This window comes from Jannaschia sp. M317 (assembly GCF_025141175.1).
Lineage (GTDB): Bacteria > Pseudomonadota > Alphaproteobacteria > Rhodobacterales > Rhodobacteraceae > Jannaschia.
Window position 1 is genome coordinate 2,059,070 of the sequence record NZ_CP081155.1, and the last position, 20,783, is coordinate 2,079,852.

Annotated in this window: 16 protein-coding genes; 7 read left to right on the top strand and 9 right to left on the bottom strand. The window is 65.3% G+C overall.

The window, feature by feature from the left end; genetic code table 11:
• Nucleotides 1-10: 10 nt before the first annotated feature.
• Together K3551_RS10610 and K3551_RS10615 are read right to left on the bottom strand one after the other, a co-directional pair.
• Nucleotides 11-1,744 (bottom strand): calcium-binding protein, encoded by a 1,734-nt coding sequence (locus K3551_RS10610; protein ID WP_259913078.1) that lies wholly within the window; start codon nt 1,742-1,744, stop codon nt 11-13.
• Between the two features lie 108 nt (nt 1,745-1,852).
• Entirely contained in the window at nt 1,853-3,022 is a 1,170-nt protein-coding gene (locus K3551_RS10615) for a cytochrome P450 (RefSeq protein WP_259913079.1), read from the bottom strand.
• Between the two features lie 75 nt (nt 3,023-3,097).
• Here K3551_RS10615 and K3551_RS10620 point away from each other — a divergent pair, with 75 nt between their 5' ends.
• The 5 genes from K3551_RS10620 to K3551_RS10640 all read left to right on the top strand — a co-directional run bounded on the left by K3551_RS10620 (nt 3,098) and on the right by K3551_RS10640 (nt 9,472).
• On the top strand, nt 3,098-4,771 hold the full coding sequence (locus K3551_RS10620) for an ATP-binding protein (RefSeq protein ID WP_259913082.1): 1,674 nt from the start codon (nt 3,098-3,100) through the stop codon (nt 4,769-4,771).
• Nucleotides 4,768-5,988: a sigma-54 dependent transcriptional regulator gene (locus K3551_RS10625; RefSeq protein WP_259913084.1), complete on the top strand. Its 1,221-nt coding sequence runs from the start codon at nt 4,768-4,770 to the stop codon at nt 5,986-5,988. The genes K3551_RS10620 and K3551_RS10625 overlap by 4 nt, the downstream gene beginning before the upstream one ends.
• Before the next feature lie 212 nt (nt 5,989-6,200).
• Nucleotides 6,201-7,196: a DctP family TRAP transporter solute-binding subunit gene (locus K3551_RS10630; protein ID WP_259913086.1), complete on the top strand. Its 996-nt coding sequence runs from the start codon at nt 6,201-6,203 to the stop codon at nt 7,194-7,196.
• Between the two features lie 71 nt (nt 7,197-7,267).
• Complete coding sequence (locus tag K3551_RS10635) at nt 7,268-7,984, top strand: TRAP transporter small permease (protein WP_259913088.1); 717 nt, start codon at nt 7,268-7,270, stop codon at nt 7,982-7,984.
• 3 nt (nt 7,985-7,987) lie between these two features.
• A complete protein-coding gene (locus tag K3551_RS10640) occupies nt 7,988-9,472 on the top strand; it encodes a TRAP transporter large permease (RefSeq protein WP_259913090.1) in 1,485 nt (494 codons plus the stop codon).
• A gap of 63 nt (nt 9,473-9,535) precedes the next feature.
• On the opposite strand, the gene tpiA is transcribed toward K3551_RS10640, so the two are convergent.
• From tpiA to K3551_RS10665, 5 genes are all read right to left on the bottom strand, one after another.
• Complete coding sequence (gene tpiA / locus K3551_RS10645; protein ID WP_259913092.1) at nt 9,536-10,243, bottom strand: triose-phosphate isomerase; 708 nt, start codon at nt 10,241-10,243, stop codon at nt 9,536-9,538.
• A gap of 130 nt (nt 10,244-10,373) precedes the next feature.
• Nucleotides 10,374-11,579, bottom strand: a complete 1,206-nt coding sequence (locus K3551_RS10650; RefSeq protein ID WP_259913093.1) for a glycerophosphodiester phosphodiesterase family protein — start codon at nt 11,577-11,579, stop codon at nt 10,374-10,376.
• An 88-nt stretch (nt 11,580-11,667) separates the two neighbouring features.
• On the bottom strand, nt 11,668-12,036 hold the full coding sequence (locus K3551_RS10655; RefSeq protein WP_259913094.1) for an iron-sulfur cluster assembly accessory protein: 369 nt from the start codon (nt 12,034-12,036) through the stop codon (nt 11,668-11,670).
• A 60-nt stretch (nt 12,037-12,096) separates the two neighbouring features.
• Nucleotides 12,097-13,782, bottom strand: a complete 1,686-nt coding sequence (locus tag K3551_RS10660; protein WP_259913095.1) for a mechanosensitive ion channel family protein — start codon at nt 13,780-13,782, stop codon at nt 12,097-12,099.
• A 51-nt stretch (nt 13,783-13,833) separates the two neighbouring features.
• Nucleotides 13,834-14,208, bottom strand: coding sequence for an SUF system Fe-S cluster assembly protein (locus K3551_RS10665; RefSeq protein WP_259913096.1), 375 nt, complete (start codon nt 14,206-14,208; stop codon nt 13,834-13,836).
• A gap of 313 nt (nt 14,209-14,521) precedes the next feature.
• On the opposite strand from K3551_RS10665, the gene tgt reads away from it, so the two are divergent.
• Entirely contained in the window at nt 14,522-15,652 is a 1,131-nt protein-coding gene (gene tgt / locus K3551_RS10670) for a tRNA guanosine(34) transglycosylase Tgt (RefSeq protein ID WP_259913098.1), read from the top strand.
• Between the two features lie 14 nt (nt 15,653-15,666).
• Here tgt and K3551_RS10675 read toward each other — a convergent pair whose 3' ends face one another.
• The gene (locus K3551_RS10675) at nt 15,667-16,827 is read right to left on the bottom strand and encodes a sugar-transfer associated ATP-grasp domain-containing protein (RefSeq protein ID WP_259913100.1); all 1,161 of its coding nucleotides are present in this window, start codon (nt 16,825-16,827) and stop codon (nt 15,667-15,669) included.
• 288 nt (nt 16,828-17,115) lie between these two features.
• Here K3551_RS10675 and lon point away from each other — a divergent pair, with 288 nt between their 5' ends.
• Entirely contained in the window at nt 17,116-19,515 is a 2,400-nt protein-coding gene (lon, locus tag K3551_RS10680) for an endopeptidase La (protein ID WP_259913102.1), read from the top strand.
• Between the two features lie 43 nt (nt 19,516-19,558).
• On the opposite strand, the gene K3551_RS10685 is transcribed toward lon, so the two are convergent.
• Nucleotides 19,559-20,470 carry a glutaminase gene (locus K3551_RS10685; RefSeq protein ID WP_259913104.1) on the bottom strand — a complete coding sequence of 304 codons (912 nt, stop codon included), beginning with the start codon at nt 20,468-20,470 and terminating at the stop codon, nt 19,559-19,561.
• Nucleotides 20,471-20,783: the final 313 nt, after the last annotated feature.

Sequence of the window (20,783 nt, forward strand, 5' to 3'; positions counted from 1 at the left end):
CCGGACGGGACTAGAAGAAGGTGAAGACGTCTTCGGTCAGCTCTGCCGCCTCTAGTCGGTTGTTGGTGTCGAGCAGCAGGATCTCGTCCCCGGCTAGGCCGGTGATCAGGACGTGGCCTCCGGCCGTGTCGATGATCGTGAGGTCCGAATAGCTGCCGCCCTCGATGTGGATATCGTCAAGGCCTGCCTGAAAATCCTGGACCCGATCACGGGTGCCGTCGGCGACAAAGACAAAGGTATCGGCGTCGGCCCCGCCCCACATCTTGTCCTTGCCACGACCGTCGGTGATCACGTCGGCACCGCCACCACCCAGAAGGTTGTCGTTGCCGTCGCCACCAAGGATGGTGTCGTCACCCACGTCGCCCAGAATGGTGTCGTTGTGCTTGCCTCCGTCCAGATGATCGCCGCCAGCCCCACCGGTGATGCGGTCGTGACCCACGTCGCCGGTGATGGTATCTGCGCCGGACCCGCCATGCAGGTGGTCGTTGCCGTGTTCGCCGAACAGCAGGTCGTTGTCGTCCCCGCCCATCAGCGTGTCGTTTTCGCGCCCGCCATAAAGCGTATCTGTCCCGTGACCGCCCCAGGCCATGTCGCGGCCCAGGCCACCGACGATCATGTCGTTGCCGTTGTCACCCCAGAGCTTGTCGTTGCCATGACCGCCGTCCAGCAGGTCATCGTCGGCCCCGCCATAGATATTGTCATGACCGCCCGAACCCGAAAGCGAGTCTTCGCCCGCGCCGCCCCAGATGGAGTCGTTGTCGGCCTCGCCGTCGATGGTGTCGTTCCCGGTCTGGCCGAACATCTTGTCGTGACCGGACCCACCGGTCATCACGTCCGCGCCCTGGCCACCGAACAGCCGGTCATTGCCCCGCTCTCCGTCCATGGTGTCGTTGCCGTTGTTGCCGTGGATGGCGTCATGGCCATCGCCTCCCCGCAGGCTGTCGTCGCCGGAGCCACCGTGAAGCGTGTCGTGGCCGTCCTCTCCGTCGAGGAAATCGGCATCGGCACCGCCGCGCAGGGTATCGGCCCCATCGCCGCCGCGCAGGGTGTCGGCCCCCGCGCCACCGTCGAGGAAATCGTTGTGGTCGCCACCATCGAGGCTGTCGCTTCCGGCACCGCCCCAAAGGCTGTCGTGGCCCTTGCCGCCGTCGATGGTGTCGTTGTCGTTGTTGCCGAACAGCCGATCGTTGCCACGGTCGCCGTCGATATTGTCGGCCCCGTCGCCGCCGATGATGCTGTCGTTGCCGTCGTCGCCGCGCAACTGGTCATCGCCCGCTCCGCCATGCAGCGTGTCGGCACCCGACTCTCCGTCGATGCGGTCGTTGCCGGCAAGGCCAAAGATCAGATCGCCCGCGGAGGTGCCCGTCATCAGGTCACGATTTGCGGTGCCGCGTAGACCCGGCAGGGGCGCGGGCAGGGGCACCGGCGGTGCAGGCACCTCGCCACCGGCAGGCGGCTGTTCGTCGGGCCCGGCGTCCTGTTCATCGCCACCGGCGTGCGGTGCCTGGTCGGGGCCCGCGGCGGGCTGTTCGTCGCCACCTTCTTGGTGCTGATCCTGCCGATCTTCGTCATCGTTGCGTCGGCCATGTGCATTTGCATGATCGGGCGGCCCGTTCTGGGCCGGCTGATCACGTCCCTCTTCGGGGGGCGAGGGAACGATTACCGGCCCGCGTGGGACAGGGTTCAGCAGCCAGTCGGGGATCTGAATATTGATCGGAGGGGGCGTCCAAGGTGTCCAAAACATGCGAATCTCGGGTTTGAATTTGCGTTGGCACCTGTGTCGAAGTGCGGCTAGGCAAATTAAGTTCGAGAATGTGGCAAATTTCAGAAAATTGGCTGTGTCTGATGTTATTTACGGCAGGCGTACCTTCAGCGCACCCAGCCCGTGAAAGTGATAGATGTCCGCGTAGCGCGGCGGCTCCGAGACAGTCAGGCTCGGACAGCGTTCGGACAGGGCGCGCAACCCGCCCAGCAGCTCCAGACGCGCAAGCGGGGCGCCGATGCAAAAATGCAGACCCGCGCCAAAGGACGTCGACGCAGGCGGGCCGGGGAACCGGCTCGGATCGAAACGGGCGGGCGTCTCATAGACTTCGGGGTCGCGATTGGCGGCGCCCAGCAACAGACCGACCTGCTGCCCCCTGGCGAACCGATGGCCCATGATGTCGATGTCCTCCAGCGCGTAGCGGGTGAACATATGAAGCGGCGCGTCGTGGCGCAGCACTTCTTCGACCACCGGCTCCGAGATCTGGCTGCCCCACAGCCCGGCGGCGCAAAGCCCGGCAATCCCGTTGCCCAGGGTGTGGACCGTGGCCTCGTGACCCGCGTTGAGCAGCAGGATGCAGGTCGTCGTCACCTCTTCTGGTGACAGCTTGCCGTCGTCGCTGACGCGCAGCAGTTGCGAAATCAGGTCGTCGCTCGGTGCCCGGCGCTTGGCGGCGAAAATGTCGAGCAGATAGGCGGTGAACTCGGCGGCGGCGGTTGCAGCGGCGCGTTCGTCGGCAAGGGTGCGGCGGGCCTGATACATCCCGACCATGGCGTTGGACCATCGCAATAGATCCGGCGCGTCCGTCTCGGGCACGCCCAGCAAGCGCGCGATGACACGGACCGGCAGGGGCCGCGCAAAAGCGTCCAGCAAGTCGAAATCGCCTGCCGGGAAGGCGTCGATCAAGGCATGGGACAACGCGTCGATTTCTGGGGCCAGCGCCGCGATCCGCCGCGAGGTAAAGGCGCGCAGAACCTGGGCGCGCAGGCGGGTATGGCGCGGCGGCTCCAGCTCCAGCATGGAGTGATCCTCGACCGCCCAAAAGGCGGCCTGATGCGGTGGGCGGGGCGGCGGGAAGGGATTCTCGCGCCCGAACCGGCGATCCCGCAACAACTGGCTGACCGCCGCGTGGCCCGCAGCGACGGGCATGTCGTACTCCGTCCAGAAGGCCAGCGGCCCGGCGGCGCGCAAACGATCGTAGAACGGATAGGGGTCCTGCACAAAGGCCGGATCGGTCGGGGATTGGTCAAGGCGTTGCATCCGCCGAGGTGGCCCGTCCCGCGGGGCGGGGTCAAGCGGGCTTTCCCCGGACAGCGTGCCTGTTATCGTGGGGTCATGTACAGGTTGGCGATCATAACCGGGTTTCTGGCGTCCGTCTTCGGCGTGGCTGCTGTCGTCTGGTGGACGACACTGGGGGCCGGGCTGGACGCAGCGGCGGCCAAGGGGCGGTCGGACCTGAGCCTTGCCGCGGACCGGCTGGTGTTGGAATTGCAGCGCGCGCGCGATCTGTCGGTGCACCTGGCCGATGACCCCCGCGTGTTGGACAGCCTGACCGGGCAGGCCGAGGCATCGCAGGTCGCATCGCTGTTGCGGGCAACGGCGGATCGGGCGGGGGCCTCGGATATCGTCCTGATGCGGCCGGACGGGCGGGTCAGCGCGTCGGCCAGCGGCTCTGCCGAGGCGGCCCCCACCGCCATCTGGCTGGAACGTGCCACCCACGGCGCGCTTGGCTATGGGCCGTCGCCGGACGGGCGGGAATTCATCAACGCCGCCCCTGTTTTCGCCCGCGACGGGCAGGTCGCGGGCGCGGTGGTCGTCAACAGGTCGTTGCCCACGATCGAGCGGTCCTGGCGCGGCCAACCGCAGGCGATCTATTTCAGCGATCCCTCGGGCCGGGTGCTGGTCACCAACCGCGAGGAGCTGCGCGGCCAGGCGCCTGAGGGCGTGCGTGTGCCGATGCGGGGTCTGGATCTACGCCGGCTGGAGGCAGGGCGCTATGTCCCCCGCAACGCGCTGCATCTGGAGCTGCCCTTGCCGGTGATCGGGCTGACGGCGGAAATCCTGGTTGATATCGACCCCGCGCAGCGCCTGGCGCTGGCGCAGGCCGTGGCGGTTGGTGCGGTCCTTATGGTCGTGGGGGCGGCACTGGCCTTTCTTTGGGCGCGACGTCGGACGCTGGCATTGGCCAACGCCCAGCTGGAAGCGCGCGTGGCCGAGCGCACCGCAGAGCTGTCGACCGCCAACGCCCGCCTGAAGGGCGAAGTGCGCGAGCGGCGCGAGGCAGAGGCCGCGTTGACGCGGGCGCAGGCCGAATTGGTGCAGGCGTCCAAGCTGTCGGCCCTGGGGCAGATGTCGGCGGGGATCAGTCACGAGCTGAACCAGCCCCTGATGGCGCTGCGATCGTTCGCGGGCAACGCAGAGACCTTTCTGGAACGCGGCAACACAGAGGCGGCCGCGCGCAACCTGTCGCGGATCGCGGATCTGGCGCGGCGCATGGGGCGGATCATCCGGAACCTGCGCGCGTTCGCCCGCGCAGAGCCAGAGCCGGCGGTGCCGACGGACCTGTGCGCGGTTCTGGCCTCGGCGTTGGAAATCACCGAAGCACGGCGCGCGGGCGAAGGGGTCGAGACGCGGGTGACCGCGCCCACGGGCCCGGTCTGGGCAATGGGCGGCGAGGTGCGATTGGCGCAGGTTCTGGTCAACCTGTTGACCAATGCCGTCGACGCGACCGAGGATCAGGCAGAAAGGCGCGTCGAAGTCACCCTGACCGAAGCCCCGCCCCGGTTCACCGTACGTGACAGCGGCCGCGGACTGGCCGACCCGGCCAGCATCTTCGACCCGTTCTATTCAACCAAGGAGGTGGGGCAGGGTCTGGGCCTGGGACTGTCGATCAGCTACGGCATCGTGTCCGGCTTTGGCGGACGGATCGCGGGGCGCAACGCGCCGGACGGCGGCGCGGAATTCACCGTCGAGTTGATCGCCGCCGATCCTGTGGAGGAAGCCGCGTGACCGACATCCTGCTGGTAGAAGACGACGCCCATGTGCGCGAGGCGCTGGAACAGACGCTGGAGCTGGCGGACCTGTCGGTGACGGCGGTGAACAGCTTTGTGGCAGCCAAGGACCGGATCACGCGGTCCTTGCCTGGCGTGATCCTGTCGGACGTGCGGATGCCCGGACGCGACGGGTTTCACCTGCTCAGTTACGCGCGCGGGGTCGATCCGGACCTGCCGGTGATCCTGTTGACCGGCGAGGGGGACGTGCCCTCGGCGGTGCGGGGCATGACCGAGGGGGCGTTTGCCTTTCTGGAAAAGCCTTGCGAGCCGGACGATCTGCTGGATGTGTTGCGCCGGGCGCTGGGCTTGCGGGCCTCGACCCTGGCGGCCCGCAAGGCACGCGGTGCCCTGGAGGGGGGCGATGCGGCGGCGCGGATTCTGTACGGTGTGTCGCCCGAGGCGGAGCATCTGCGGGAAACGGCCCGCGCCGTGGCCCGTGGCACCGGGGCCGTCCTGATCCATGGTGAGGCGGGCGTGGGCACGTCCAAGGTGGCCGAGGTCATTCACCTGCTGTCCCCGCGCGGTGCCGGGCCCTTTGTGAAACGCAGCGCGCCGGCGCTGGACCGCGAGGCGCTGAGCGAAGCGTTGCATCTGGCCCAGGGGGGCAGCCTGTTTCTGGACAAGATAGAGGCCCTGCCGCGCGAGCTGCAATTCATCCTGTCGGACCTGATCGAAGACGGGCAGGCCGCGCGGTTGCTGGCCGCGACGAACACCGATCCGGCGGGGCTGTTGTCGGTGTTGGATGGTGACCTCTATTACCGGTTGGAGGGGTTGCAGGTGCGCATCCCCAGCCTGCGCGAACGGCCGAGCGACATTCCGGTCATGTTTCGTCACTATCTGGCGCAGGCCTGCGAACAGGCGGATCTGCCGGTGCCGTCGGTTCCCCCTGATTTTCAGGCGCGGTTGATGGCGCGGGATTGGCCCGGCAATGCGCGGGCGTTGATGAACCACGCCATGCGCTTTGCCATGGGGATGGAGCAGGAGGCACCGCGCGGCACTGCGGGGCTTGCCGACCGGATGCGCGCCGTTGAACGCGCGATCCTGATCGAGACCTTGACCCGCCATCGCGGTGCGGCCAGCGCTGCGGCGCGCGACCTCGACCTGCCGCGCAAGACATTCTACGACAAACTGGCGCGCCACGGGGTGAAGGCCGAAGACTATCGGCCTGACTGACCCGTCCCACGGTGTGCGGGAATCCGCACAGTTAGCGGCAACGGGGCGAGCGGAAATCCGCACGCGTCCAGGGAACTATTCCCAGCCCGTCGTTCAAGCATCTGTTTTTTCTGATTTTACATCGCCGGGAAACGAGGCGCTTTCGTGCTTTCACGACCCTGTTACCTTACACCCGTGAGCGCGCCGGAGGGGCGCGTATAGGGAGAAGAGACATGAAATATCTGACGACTGCCGCCACCGCGCTGGCCCTGACGATGACCGGCCAGGCCGCTTTTGCCGCCTGCGACGACGGTGAGATCGTGGCCAAGTTTGCCCACGTCACCAACACCGACCGCCACCCCAAGGGCATCGCTGCCAGCCTGCTGCAAGAGCGGGTCAACGAAGAGATGAACGGCGTGATGTGCGTCGAGGTGTTCCCGAACTCGACCCTGTACAACGATGATCAGGTGCTTGAGGCGATGCTGCAGGGCGACGTCCAGCTGGCCGCGCCGTCACTGTCCAAGTTCGAGGCCTTTACCAAGGTTTTCCAAGTGTTCGACCTGCCGTTCGTGTTCGAGGACATCAACGCCGTCGACCGTTTCCAGCTGTCCGAGGATGGCCAGTCGATGCTCAACTCCATGCAGCGTCGCGGCCTTCAGGGCATGGCGTTCTGGCACAATGGCATGAAGCAGATGTCGGCCAACAAGCCGCTGGAAATGCCCGGCGATGCCGCCGGACTCAAGTTCCGCGTCCAGCCGTCCGACGTGATCGTGGCCCAGATGGAAGCAATCGGCGTCAGCCCGCAGCCGATGGCCTTCTCCGAAGTCTACGGCGCGTTGCAGACCGGTGTTGTCGACGGGCAGGAAAACACCTGGTCCAACATCTACGGGCAGAAATTCTTTGAGGTGCAGGACGGCGTGACCGAGACCAACCACGGCATCATCGACTATCTGGTGGTGTCCTCGGTCGACTGGCTCGACAGCCTTGAGCCGGAGGTGCGCGACCAGTTCACCACCATCCTGTCCGAAGTGACCGAGGCCCGGAACGCCGAGTCCACCCGCGTCAACGAAGAGGCCAAGGAAGCGATCATCGCCGCCGGTGGCGTCGTGCGTCAACTGACGCCGGAATCGCGGACCGCCTGGGTCGAAGCGATGAAGCCGGTCTGGGCGCAGTTCGCCGACAGCATCGGTCAGGAAAACATCGACGCCGCGGTCAGCTACAACAACTGATCGTCCGCGATTGATGATATCGTCCGGGGCCGCGATGGCCCCGGACCTCCGTTCGAGGGGAGGGGACGTCCATGGCCGAGCGCTATGAACCCAAGGGCCGTCTGGGCCGCGCCATTCACACATTGGAAGAAACCGCGATCGCGCTCCTGCTGGGGGTGATGACGTTGTTGACCTTTCTGGCCGTCGTGCTGCGCTATGTCTTCAACAGCCAGTTGATCTGGTCGCTGGAGGTGATCCTGATCCTCTTTGCATGGCTCGTGATTTTCGGGGTCAGCTACGGTTTCAAGGTGACGGCGCACCTGGGCGTCGATGCCCTGACCAATGTTTTGCCCAGCCGGGGCAAGCGCATCTGCGCGCTGCTGGCCGGGGCCGTCACCATCGCCTATGCGGTGTTCCTGATGAAAGGCGCCTGGGATTACTGGGCGCCCTTCGCCGCGCTGGAGCGGACCTCGGGCCGCTGGTTGCCCACCGGGTTCGAGCAGACCCGCGATCAGGCCTGGTTCGTGACCGATCAGGTGCCGCCGATGCGTTGGCTGTTTGGCTGGCTGGAGCCGCTGATCAACCAGGGCGAAGAATATGAAAAGCTGCCCCGCGTCATTCCCTACGTCATTCTGCCGTTCGGCTGTGGCCTGATCCTGTTCCGGGTCGTGCAGGCCGTCATCGAAGTCGCGCGCGGTCTGCGCAGCGGGCTGATCGTCAGCCACGAGGCAGAAGACGCCGTCGAGGAAGTCGCCGCCCAGCACCGCGCCGAGGCCGAAGCCAACGCGCCCCAGGCCGGGAGGGCCTGAACCATGGAAGTCATCCTTCTTTTCGTCATGATCGTGGGGCTTTTGCTGATCGGTGTGCCGATTGCCGTCTCGCTCGGCTTCAGCTCGATCTTTTTCCTGCTGGCCTTTTCCGACACCTCCCTGGGGTCCATCGCCCAGAGTTTTTATCAAGCGATGGCCGGGCATTACACGCTGCTGGCGATCCCGTTCTTCATCCTGGCCTCGTCCTTCATGTCGACGGGCGGTGTGGCGCGGCGGATCATCCGGTTCTCGGTGGCCTGCGTGGGGCACCTGCGGGGCGGTCTGGCGATTGCGGGTGTCTTTGCCTGCATGATGTTCGCGGCCCTGTCCGGGTCGTCGCCCGCCACCGTGGTCGCCATTGGCACGATCGTCATCACGGCGATGAAGCAGGCGGGCTATACCAAGGAATTCGCCGCAGGCGTTATCTGTAACGCGGGCACGCTGGGCATCCTGATCCCGCCGTCGATTGTCATGGTCGTTTATGCCTCGGCCACCGATGTGTCGGTCGGGCGGATGTTCCTGGCAGGCGTCATTCCGGGCCTGATGGCGGGTCTGATGCTGATGATCACGATCTACGTCTTTGCCCGTATCAAGAACATGCCCAAGGGGCAGTTCGCCGGTTGGGGAGAGATCTGGGCGTCGTTCCGCGAGGCCTTCTGGGGTCTGATGCTGATCGTCATCATCATGGTCGGGATCTATGGTGTGCCGGGCATCACCAAGGCGATCTTTACGCCGACCGAAGCGGCGGCCGTGGCCTCTGTCTATGCCTTCATCGTGGCGGTCTTTGTCTATCGCGACATCGGCCCGCTGGCCGCGAAGGAAACCCAGAGCTTGTCCGCCGCAGTCGCAGGTCCGGTTCAGGGCACGCCCAAGTCGCTGCTGCAGGCCCCCTGGGCCCTGGTGACGGCCCTGTGGCACAAGGACACGCGGCACACCTTGCTGGACGCCGGCAAGCTGACCGTGACCTTGATGTTCATCATCGCCAACGCGCTGATCCTCAAGCACGTGCTGACCGACGAGCAGATCCCGCAGTCCATCGCGGCGGCCATGTTGTCGGCGGGTCTGGGGCCAATCACCTTTCTGATCGTGGTCAACGTCATCCTGCTGATCGGCGGTCAATTCATGGAGCCGTCGGGCCTGTTGGTCATCGTGGCACCACTGGTGTTCCCGATCGGGCTGCAACTGGGCATCGACCCGATCCACCTGGGCATCATCATGGTGGTCAACATGGAGATCGGGATGATCACGCCGCCGGTGGGTCTGAACCTCTTCGTGACGTCGGGCGTGGCGGGGATGTCGATGATGTCGGTCGTCCGCGCGGCGGCCCCGTTCCTGGCGGTGTTGTTCGTGTTCCTGATCCTGGTGACCTACATCCCCGCGATCTCGACCTATTTGCCGAACTCGGTGATGGGACCGCAGATCAACTGCGCGAATGGGGGCGCGAATTCGCTGGACCTGGCGTTCTGCGAGGCGCGCGCGGCGCGGTAAGGGCGGCAGCTATCGCAGGATTGGGGTGCAGGGCGGGGATTTCCCCGCCCTGCGTCGTTTCCGTCAGGACGCGGCGAGCGCCTCGGCGATGGGCAGGAAATCCGCAGCCTTGAGGCTGGCCCCGCCGACCAGGGCACCGTTCACATTGGTCAATGCAAACAGCTCGGCCGCATTGGCCGCCTTGACCGATCCGCCGTAGAGCAGCGCGAAATCCGCGCCCAGCTTGCCGCGCAGGAAATCGTGCACCTCGGCCACCTGGTCTGGCGTGGCGACGCGGCCGGTGCCGATGGCCCAGACCGGCTCATAGGCGATGACGGTGTTTTCGGGCGTGGCCCCATCGGGCAGCGAGCCGTCGAGTTGTTCGGTCAGAACGGCGATGGTCTGCTCGGCCTCGCGCTGATCCAGGGTTTCGCCGATGCACAGGATCGCGGTCAGACCGGCGCGCCAGGCGGCTTCGGTCTGGGCACGGACATGGGCGTCGGTTTCGCCGTGGTCGGTGCGGCGCTCGGAGTGGCCGGTGATGCAGAACGTGGCCCCGGCGTCGGCCAGCATCTCGGGCGAGAGGTCACCGGTATGGGCCCCCGACGTGTTCGGGTGGCAATATTGACCGCCGGAGGCCAAGCTTTCGGGCATCGCCGCCAGCAGGGTCGCGGGCGGGCAGATCAGGGTGACCGCGCCGTCCGGTGCGCCTTTGGCAATCGCCTCGGCTTCGGCCAGGGCGGCGCGCGTTCCGTTCATTTTCCAGTTTCCGGCGGCGTACTTGGTGGGCATCGGTCGGGTCCTTCCGTTGGCGATTTTCCCGTCTCTAGCATGCAGGCAGCGATTGCGTAGCCCCGAAGCAAAATACGCGCGCCCCGCGAGGGGCGCGCGTATTCCGGCGCAAGTTGGGCGTTGGCCCGCGTCAGAGACCCATGCAGTTCGCGTAGAATGTCGTGGTCGCAGGCCAGTCCGAGAAGACGCCGACGACGCCCACGTCCTGCGCCAGCACGTCCAGCACTTCGTAGGTGACGGCGTCGTTGTCGGTGACCTCTTCGATCGACTGGAAATACCAGCCGCCGCCACCGGCCAGCGGGCCGGACCGTTCCAGCGTCCAGGTGATCATGCCCAGATCGGCCTCTTTCGCAGCCTTGGCCAGGGCCGAGGGAATGATGGCACCGTTTTCGGTGGTCACCAGCATCCACATCGGGGGGGCGATGTAGTTGATGCCCTGCGCCTTCAGCTCTTGCATGGTGTCGGGCCAGGTGGCCGGATCGTGGGGCGAATAGCCTTCGATGTCGTATTCATCCATCAGATAGACGGCCTGACGCCCGAATTCCGGCGCGCTCTCGATCCAGTAGAGAATGTCTTCCTTGAGGAAGCTTTGCAGCCAGACGCGCGACGGATCGATGCCCGCGGCCACGTATTCATCGACCATCTTCTGCGCATAGTCGGCCTGAGAGAAGCCGTTGTGCGGCATCTCGACCGAGGGGGTCTTCAGCTCGGGCGTGAAATCCGCGCCCAGCTTGTCGAACAGCGCGATGCTTTCGGCATGGGTCATCAGGGTCGCACCATCCACGAACAGGTCGGTGCGGTAATCGGCGGTGCCGCCCTGATAGGCTTCGGGCGTGGTCGCGCGGCTGTCGGAGGCGTCCATCTTGGGGGCGAGCGTGCGGAACTCGGCCAGGGTGATTTCCGAGGTGCGGCATTCGGCCTTGGCACCCGTTTCACCGTCTGCGGCGGTAAACGGCACGTTGCAGGTTTCGGCCAGATCGGTGGTCAGGATGTTGGTGGTGGTGTGCAGGTCGTTCTGCGCGTGGCGGCAGACCAGCTCATGATCCTTGGTAAAGGTCACGTCGCATTCCAGGATGCCCGCCCCCATGCGCGCGGCGGCGACGTTGGATTCCACGGTGTGCTCTGGGAACATCAGCGGTGCGCCACGATGCCCGATCGAAAACTTGGAGGTCTGGGGCATCTGGCCCAGGCAGGACTGAAGCTTGGTCTTCAGCGCGCCATCATCCAGCTTGTCGATCAGGTAGGCAGGGCGCGGACCATAGGTCAGCGTGTCCTGAGCGAGAACGGGCAGGGCGGCGCCAGTGATCAGGAGCGCGGCGGAAAGGGTGCGGAGCATGTCAGCCTCGGTTTGTTAAGACCTGGCTGCAATCCTCGGCACCGATGACGGCCCGATGACAAAGCGATGAATTTCACGCGACGGGCGGTCAGCCGTTCTGCGTCAGGCTTTCGTCGAACTTGATCGATTCACCGCAACCGCAGGCGTCGACGACGTTCGGGTTGCGGAACTTGAAGCCTGATTCCAGCAACGAGGTTTCGTAGTCGATCTCGGTGCCGAACAGGAACATCTGCGCCATGGGGGCGATCAGAACGCGGGCCCCGCCCTCGACCTCGACGACCTCGTCGTGGGTTTCGACCTGGGACACGTAGTCCATGGTGTATTCCATGCCCGCACAGCCGCCTTTCTTGACGCCGATGCGCAGGCCCGCTGCCTCCTGCTTTTGCATGAGGCGGGCGATCTGTTTTGCGGCGGCGGGGGTCACCGTGACGGGGGACTGGCCGGGGATGGCGAACATGGGCGGCACTCCTTCGCCCACAACTTAAGGGCGCTGGCCGGGCGGCTCAAGGGGCGGCGGTCATGCGGCTTCGGCGGGTGTCACATCGGGGAAGACGGGCGCATCGCTTGCCTCTTCGATCTTGCGCGCCTCGACGATCAGACGTTCGCGGATCGTGCAGGCCACCTCCCACGAGGTGTTGGGGTCGGCGCAGGGCACCGAGAACCAGACATCGACACCGAACACGTCCTGACCGGCCACGTTGACCGAGGCGGCTTCCCTCTCGCCCAGCTCCTCGCCCAGATCGGTGTCGGACACCTCGTCCAGGATCGCCATGAACACGTCCCTCAGTTTCGAGACATCGGCGGTCGGGGCCAGTTTGAATTTGAGGATGCGCAGCATGGCGGGGTCCTGCAACGACCAGTTGGAAAAGGTCTCGGAGACGAATTGCTCGACCGGCACGATGACGCGGGTGCCGTCCCAATCGCGCAGCTGCACATAGGTCATGTGGATGCGTTCGACGTGGCACAGCTCTCCTTTGTAGACGATGCGGTCGCCCACGCGGGCCGACTGGTTCATCGCGATCTGAAGCGAGGCCATGATGTTGCTCAGCACGTCGCGCGCCGCGAACCCCAGCACGAGGGTCAGCGCGCCGGCGGAGGCCAGCAGTGAAATGCCGAAGCTGCGGAACAGGTCGGCGGTCGACAGCACCACCCCTGCGCCCAACAGGAAAACCACGATGACCAGGATACGTTTGGCCGCGTTCAGTTTGGTCGCCATGGTCCGGGCATCCTGGCGTTCGGACATGGTCAGGTCGATATCGTCACCGGGTGCCACCAGGTGATCCAGCGCCGCCTCGATCACGTTGACGATCAGCAAAAGCGCGGCGGTGACGAAGCCGATTGCGATTGCGGGTGCCAGGAAGATGTCGATCTGGCCAGAAAAGACAAAGACATCGTTGGTGAACAGCCAGACGAGCCAGGTGACGATGGCGATCCGCAGCGGGGTGTTGACCGCCGAGATGATCCGCGAGGTGATCGGGCGATCGGCACGGGCCGCGAGGGTGGTGACCGCGCGGGACAGGCCGACCCAGACCAGGCCCGCCACCAGGACCAGAACCGGCAGGCCGATCAGTTCCCACCACATCAGGCCCCAGAATGCGTCGCCCAGCAGGACGGGCGGCAGGCTGGATTCGAACTCGGAGGGGCCGTAGCGCGCAAAGAGCGCGGGCACATCGGCCACGGTGCCCCGGTCGAACATCCAGACCGGATCGCCATCTTCGCCCGCCTTCACGCGGGTCAGTCGGATAGCGGACGGCACGGGGTCCAGATCCAGCTCTCGGAGCAGGAGCGAGCGGCGCGGCTCTCCGGCCTGGACCTCTTGCTGGCTGCCCAGCACTTGCAGGCCGTCCGGGCGCCCGTTGAGCGCGGACCAATCCAGCACCGCCTTGCGGTCGATGACGGAATACAATTGCTGCGCCAACAGCGGCCCGCGCGCGGCTTGCGCCTCGGGGACGACATCGGCCAGATCAAGGGTGCGGGCCGCGCGGTTCCAGTCTTTCTTGGCGGCGGCGTCCAGAAAGGTCTGCATCACGGCGCGGGGCGTGCGCAGGTCAGATGCAGGCAGCGGCGCGGCCAGCCCGGTATTCAGACTGTCGACGGTAAACCAGGGATCCTCGGCCCGGGCGGGGCCGACGGTCAGGGCCTGCAGGATCCCGAGACACAGGATGCAGGTAGCGAAAAAGCGGCGAAGACGGGTGCTGGTCATACGGTTGCAACGCCCGGAACCGGGCGTTGTTCCGCAAGACCGGGGCCGGGGTTACATGAACCCCAGTTCCAGACGTGCCTCGTCAGACATCATTTCCATGCCCCAGGGCGGCTCCCACGTCAGATCGACATCGACGGTGCGCACGCCCGGCACGGCGGCCACGGCATCCGCGACCCAACCCGGCATCTCACCGGCGACGGGGCAGCCGGGGGCAGTCAGGGTCATGATGATGCGGGCATCATTCTCGGGATTGATGTCGATGGTATAGACGAGACCGAGGTCGAAGATATTTACCGGAATTTCCGGGTCAAAGACGCTGCGGCAGGCGTCGACGATCGGCTCGTGCAGGGGGTGATCCGTCGTCGACGGCGCGATCAGGGGCGCGCCTTCCAGCGGGGCATCGGCAGGGGTCGTGTCGGGGCTCATGGCTGTCTCCGGTGGGGCTGAGGCCCGCGCGCGGGCTTTCTTGACTGAAAACATAAGGATTGCGCGTGGCGGGGTAAAGGGCAGGGGCCCAAGGGATTGCCCCCCCCAAACAAGGGGGATGCGGCGTCGCAGCATTTGCGCTACTGAAACCACACTTCAGCACGTAGAATTTTTCCTTTCGATCGGGCGGTTGCCTGAACGGCTGAGGGGCGTGGAGTGAGTGCCGCGCCCCTTTCGCCCGTCTGCTGCTGCGCTTTTCCCTGCCTTTGTGCCGTGCTACGGCCCCCATCCTGCGCATCCGTCAGGAGGGATCATGGACAAGTCATTCAGTTTCGCGGTCTCTGCCACCGATGGAAAGGCGCGCCGGGGCACCATCCATACCCCACGCGGCGAAATCAGAACGCCCGCCTTCATGCCAGTCGGCACCGCCGCCACGGTCAAGGCAATGCTGCCGGGATCGGTGCGCGAAACCGGGGCCGATATCCTGTTGGGCAATACCTATCACCTGATGCTGCGGCCGACGGCGGAACGGATCGACCGGCTGGGCGGGTTGCATCAGTTCATGAACTGGGATCGCCCCATTCTGACGGATTCGGGTGGATTTCAGGTCATGAGCCTGGGCGCGCTGCGCAAGTTGACCGAAGACGGGGTGACCTTCAAAAGCCATATCGACGGGTCGAAACACAGCCTTACGCCCGAGCGCTCGATGGAGATTCAGCAATTGCTGGGGTCCGACATCGTGATGTGTTTCGATGAATGTCCCGCCCTTCCGGCCGACCGGGACCGCATTGCCGAATCGATGCGCCTGTCGATGCGCTGGGCCGCGCGGTCCAGGGACGCCTTTGGCGACCGGCCCGGGCACGCGCTGTTCGGGATCCAACAGGGCGGGCTGGAACAGGATTTGCGCGCCGAAAGCGCCGAAGCCCTGCGCGGCATCGGATTCGATGGCTACGCGATTGGCGGGTTGGCCGTGGGCGAGGGGCAGGAGGCGATGTTCGACGTCCTCGACTATGCGCCCGACCAGCTGCCGACGGACAAGCCTCGCTATCTCATGGGGGTGGGCAAGCCCGACGACATCGTGGGGGCGGTGGCGCGGGGCGTCGACATGATGGATTGCGTCCTGCCGTCGCGGTCCGGGCGCACGGGCCAGGCCTGGACCCGGCGCGGACAGGTCAACATCCGCAATGCGCGCCACGCAGACGATCCGCGTCCGCTGGACGAAACCTGCACCTGTCCCGCCTGTCGTGGCTATTCGCGTGCTTACCTGCACCACGTCACACGCGCCAAGGAGATGATCGCGGGGATGCTGCTGACTTGGCACAACCTGCATTATTTTCAGGAAATCATGCAGGGCATGCGCGACGCCATCGAAGCGGGGACCTTTGCCGATTGGCAGGCCGCATTCCATGCGCAAAGGGCCGATGGAGATATCGACCGGCTTTAGTCGGGGCGGGGGCCTCAGCCGCGGGCGCGTCGCAGCAGGGCACCGAGACCGCGCTTGGGTGGGTCCTGCCGGGCGGCGGCGGGCGCGAAGAACCGATGGAAATCCTCGGTCCCGATTCCGCAGCCGAGCCCGGTCTGCAACAATTTGAACGACCCGCCATCGTTGAGTTCCACCACCACGGGCCCGTCCGGCGTCAGGGCCACGTCCATCGTCTGATATTTCAGCGGGGCAAACAGACGCGCCGCGCGGGACACGACGTCGTGCAGATGGTCCCAGTCCGGCAGGTCCAGACCCATCAGGCCCGGCACTTCGGGATGATCGGCGAGGTATTCCAGCTCCGACCCGCCATCGCGGGCGATGCGGATGACGCGACCGCTGTCGATGTCGATGCCGCAGGCCAGATTGCCAGCGCGCCAGAAGTTGTCGGCGATGTTGCGGCCCTGGGGCAGTTTGATCACGGCATGACGGACGCACGGCCCGTTGTGCATCATGAAGATCGCGACGCGGACGGTGGCCAGTGCCGTTGCGTAGGGGGTGATCGCGGCGTGGTTGTGCACCTGCCGTTGCAGCAGGTAGGCGCGGTCTCCGATTGCGTCGGCCACGAAACGGTCCCAGTCCGTCGCGGGGGCCCCGCTGCGGGTGACGCCATCGCGGTCGGCAGCGTCGATCCGGAAGGCCCCGGCGCTGGACATGCCCGACAGGTCCTTGCCGAAAAGGCCCTTGCCGCCTTCGGCCAGGACGAGGTCGCGCAGCCCGTCGGCCGACGTGACCGAGGGCAGGCCGGGGTGCAGGCGGGCGGACCGGTCGAAGACGGCCAATGTCTCCGGCACGGGCACGCCACCTGCCGCCAGGATCAGGCCGGCCAGCGTCTTTTCCTCGGCCGCTGCGTTCCAACCGCGCGGGTTGACGGCATGGACCATGGGCCAGTGCAGCGCTTCGGACACGAAGGCTGCGCGATCATCGGCATCGAACCGGTCCGCGTGGTGCAGACCGTAAAAGACGTATTCGGGAAGGGCGAGGCGACCGGGGCCGCGTTCCAGCTTCTTGAATTCCATCGTGACGTCCAGAACCGACCGGCCCGAGGCCCGCGCGGCGTGGGACAGATAGTCCGAATTCGACAGGGTTACCGGTGTCGATGCCGCCATCTCGCGGTCAAAGGTGGTCTGCTGGGTCATTGTTCTGGCCTTGGGGTCACTGGTCACGATAGCGTTGGATTGAAGACAGTCTGGCGCGGGAATTGGGCATCAATATGGTCGGAAACTCTGGATTTTTGGTGAATGTAACCTTGGCTGCGCGCGCTCTCTTGTGCCTGCCGGGGCGGACGGGCAAACTGCTGCAAGAGACGGGAACGAAACCCGCACATTGACGCGAAGCTCAGGCGTCCCCACCTGTATCGCCCAGAACGGAAGGTCCTCAGGCTGCCGCATCAGGGGCAGGGGACCTTTGCGAAAGGAAAGACAGACATGACAAGTTCCACCCATCCCGTCCTGCCGTTGCGCGATATCGTGGTGTTCCCGCACATGATCGTCCCGCTGTTCGTCGGTCGGGAAAAATCGGTCCGGGCCCTCGAAGAGGTCATGGGCGATGACAAGCAGATCCTGCTGTCGAGCCAGATGGACCCCGCCGTCGATGAACCCGAAGCGGAGGGCATTTACCGCGTGGGCGTGCTGGCCAACGTGCTGCAATTGCTGAAACTGCCCGATGGCACCGTCAAGGTCCTGGTCGAGGGGCGCAAGCGCGTGCAGATCACCGGGTTCGTCGAAAACTTTGAGTATTTCGAAGCCTCTGCCGAGATCCTGCCAGAGGAACGCGGCGACGAGGCGACCATCGAAGCGCTGATGAAATCCGTCGCAGACGAGTTCCAGCGCTACGCCAAGGTCAAAAAGAACATCCCCGAAGAGGCGATGGGAACCGTCGCCGAGGCCCATGACCCGGCCAAGCTGGTCGATCTGGTGTCCGGCCACCTGGGCATCGAGGTCGCGCAGAAGCAGGAGCTTCTGGAGATGCTGACCGTGTCCGATCGGCTGGAAAAGGTGTTCGGCATGATGCAGGGCGAGATGTCCGTCCTGCAGGTAGAGAAGCGCATCAAGTCGCGCGTCAAGTCGCAGATGGAAAAGACGCAGCGCGAATATTACCTGAATGAGCAGATGAAGGCCATTCAGAAGGAGCTGGGCGACGGCGAGGATGGCGAAGGCGAAGTGGCCGAGCTGGAAAAGCGCATCGCCGAGACGAAGCTGTCGAAAGAGGCCCGCGACAAGGCCGAAGGCGAGCTGAAGAAGCTCAAGAACATGTCGCCGATGTCCGCCGAGGCGACCGTCGTGCGCAACTATCTCGACTGGATGCTGTCGATCCCGTGGGGCACCAGGTCGCGCGTCAAGAAGGACATTAACAAAGCCCAGCAAGTCCTTGATAAGGATCACTATGGCCTGGAAAAGGTCAAGGAACGGATCGTCGAGTATCTGGCCGTTCAGGCCCGGTCTGCCAAGTTGAAGGGGCCGATCCTGTGCCTTGTCGGCCCGCCGGGCGTGGGTAAGACCAGCCTGGGCAAATCGGTTGCCAAGGCCACGGGGCGCGAATTCATTCGCATCAGCCTCGGCGGCGTGCGCGACGAGTCCGAGATCCGCGGCCACCGCCGGACCTACATCGGGTCCATGCCGGGCAAGATCATCCAGGCGCTGAAAAAGGCCAAGACGACGAACCCGCTGATCCTGCTCGATGAGATCGACAAGATGGGTCAGGACATGCGCGGCGATCCTGCCTCGGCCATGCTGGAGGTTCTGGATCCCGAGCAGAACAGCACCTTCGTCGATCACTATCTGGAGGTCGAATACGACCTGTCGGACGTGATGTTCCTGACGACCTCGAACTCCTACAACATGCCCGGCCCGCTTCTGGACCGGATGGAGATCATTCCGCTTGCCGGTTACACGGAGGAGGAAAAGGTCGAGATTGCCAAGGCGCATCTGCTGCCCAAACAGGTCAAGAACCACGGCCTGCGCAAGGGCGAGTTCGAGATCTCCGACGGGGCGCTGACCGCCATGGTGCGCGTCTACACCCGCGAGGCGGGCGTGCGAAACCTGGAGCGGGAAATCGCCAAGGTCGCGCGCAAGGCCGTCACCCGGATCGTCGGCAAGAAGGAAAAGGCGATCTCCGTCACCGAGGACAACCTCGATGATTACCTGGGTGTGAAGAAATACCGCTACGGCCTGGCGGAGATGGAGGATCAGGTCGGTGTCGTCACCGGCCTGGCCTACACCAGCGTGGGCGGCGATCTTTTGCACATCGAGGCGATCAAGCTGCCGGGCAAGGGCCGCATGAAGACCACCGGCAAGCTGGGCGATGTCATGAAGGAGTCGATCGACGCCGCCTCCAGCTATGTTCGCAGCATCGCGCCCGAGATCGGGGTGAAACCGCCCAAGTTCGACACGATGGACATCCACGTCCACGTGCCCGACGGGGCCACACCCAAGGACGGGCCGTCTGCGGGTCTGGCGATGGTCACTTCGATCGTCTCGGCGCTGACCGGCATTCCGGTGCGCCGGGATCTGGCGATGACCGGTGAGGTCAGCCTGCGCGGCAACGCCATGCCCATTGGCGGGCTCAAGGAAAAGCTGCTGGCTGCGCTGCGCGGGGGGATCAAGACCGTTCTCATCCCCGAAGAGAACGAGAAGGATCTGGCCGAGCTGCCTGACAGCGTGAAGGAAGGCCTGGAAATCGTACCGGTCAAGCATGTGTCCGAGGTTCTGGACCGTGCGTTGGTGGCGCGGCCGGAAGGCATCGAATGGGACGAAGCCGCCGAAGAGGCCGCCGCCCTTGCTGCCCGCGCGGCAGGGCAGGGTGCGGCGGGGGCTGTCGCCCACTGACGTCCGACACAGTATGGCAAAGGGCCCCTTCGGGGGCCCTTTTTCATTGGAAGACGGACCACCCGGTTTTTGCTGCAAGCTGCATCATGGCGCGCGTGCCCAGCTGCGAATTCCCATTGGCGTTCAGCCCCGGCGACCAGACCGCGATCGAGGCACGACCGGGTGCGATGACCAGGATGCCGCCGCCGACCCCGCTTTTGCCCGGCAAACCAACGTGAAAGGCGAAGTCGCCCGAAGCGTCATAGTGCCCACAGGTCAACATCAACGCCAGGATCCGTTGCATCCGTGCCGGGGCCAGCATGGTCGGACCCGAGGCACCGCCCATCAGGAACCGCCCCGCGAGCGCCATCTGACGACACGACATCTCGACGGCGCATTGGTGGAAATAGGTCCAGCACGTCTGAGCGGGATCGTTGTGGATATTGCCGTGGGCCGCCATGAATTCGGCCAGGGCGCGGTTGCGGTGGCCCGTCGCCTCCTCTGACGCGGCAACGCGTTTGTTGATGTGGATATCGTCGTCATCTGCGGCATGGCGCAGAAAGCGGAGAAGTTCGGCCAGAACTTCGGACCGAACGCGCGCCTCCAGCAGGCTGTCGGTGACCACCAGCGCGCCCGCGTTGATGAAGGGGTTGCGGGGGATGCCCGCCTCGCGTTCCAACTGGGTGATGGAGTTGAAGGCATTGCCCGACGGTTCTCGACCGACGCGGTGCCAAAGCTGATCGCCCAACCGGCCAAGCGCCAGCGCCAAGGTGAACGCCTTGGAGATCGACTGGATCGAGAACGGCACATCGGCGTCGCCCGCGCTAAGCAGTTGGCCGTCGGCGGTGGCCACGGCGATGGCGAATTGCGTCGGGTCTACGCAGGCCAGCTCCGGGATGTAGCCGGCCACGCGACCTCGATCCTGTGTCGCGGCCATGTCGGCTGCGATCCGGTCGAGAATTTCCTGTAGGTCCATGGAGCGGGCCTCCGACGATGGGTCGGCGGCACTTGGCGGCGGGCAGGCGGGTCTGTCAATGCCGGGCACGATCGTCGACCGATCCGGGTGCGAGTCGTTTTCGGCGCACGCCCGAACCCGGCCAAGATTGTGCCGGACCTAGACGACGTGCGGTTCCAGCCCAGTCGCGGTGCAGTCGACGCTTGTGACCCTGGTCAGAAGCGTGACGACCGCAGCGGGGTGGGGGACTTCAACGTCGTGGGCCATACTCCTTCCCGCTGGAAACGGCGGCGGCGATCACGATCAGGGCAGGCAGCTGAACGATCACGTCCCG

Coding starts and splice junctions, on each gene's coding strand:
- K3551_RS10610 (WP_259913078.1), bottom strand. CDS start 1,744: ATGTTTTGGACACCTTGGACGCCCCCTCCGATCAATATTCAGATCCCC.
- K3551_RS10660 (WP_259913095.1), bottom strand. CDS start 13,782: ATGACCAGCACCCGTCTTCGCCGCTTTTTCGCTACCTGCATCCTGTGT.
- K3551_RS10615 (WP_259913079.1), bottom strand. CDS start 3,022: ATGCAACGCCTTGACCAATCCCCGACCGATCCGGCCTTTGTGCAGGAC.
- K3551_RS10685 (WP_259913104.1), bottom strand. CDS start 20,470: ATGGACCTACAGGAAATTCTCGACCGGATCGCAGCCGACATGGCCGCG.
- lon (WP_259913102.1), top strand. CDS start 17,116: ATGACAAGTTCCACCCATCCCGTCCTGCCGTTGCGCGATATCGTGGTG.
- K3551_RS10630 (WP_259913086.1), top strand. CDS start 6,201: ATGAAATATCTGACGACTGCCGCCACCGCGCTGGCCCTGACGATGACC.
- K3551_RS10635 (WP_259913088.1), top strand. CDS start 7,268: ATGGCCGAGCGCTATGAACCCAAGGGCCGTCTGGGCCGCGCCATTCAC.
- K3551_RS10675 (WP_259913100.1), bottom strand. CDS start 16,827: ATGACCCAGCAGACCACCTTTGACCGCGAGATGGCGGCATCGACACCG.
- K3551_RS10655 (WP_259913094.1), bottom strand. CDS start 12,036: ATGTTCGCCATCCCCGGCCAGTCCCCCGTCACGGTGACCCCCGCCGCC.
- K3551_RS10665 (WP_259913096.1), bottom strand. CDS start 14,208: ATGAGCCCCGACACGACCCCTGCCGATGCCCCGCTGGAAGGCGCGCCC.
- tpiA (WP_259913092.1), bottom strand. CDS start 10,243: ATGCCCACCAAGTACGCCGCCGGAAACTGGAAAATGAACGGAACGCGC.
- K3551_RS10650 (WP_259913093.1), bottom strand. CDS start 11,579: ATGCTCCGCACCCTTTCCGCCGCGCTCCTGATCACTGGCGCCGCCCTG.
- tgt (WP_259913098.1), top strand. CDS start 14,522: ATGGACAAGTCATTCAGTTTCGCGGTCTCTGCCACCGATGGAAAGGCG.
- K3551_RS10620 (WP_259913082.1), top strand. CDS start 3,098: ATGTACAGGTTGGCGATCATAACCGGGTTTCTGGCGTCCGTCTTCGGC.
- K3551_RS10640 (WP_259913090.1), top strand. CDS start 7,988: ATGGAAGTCATCCTTCTTTTCGTCATGATCGTGGGGCTTTTGCTGATC.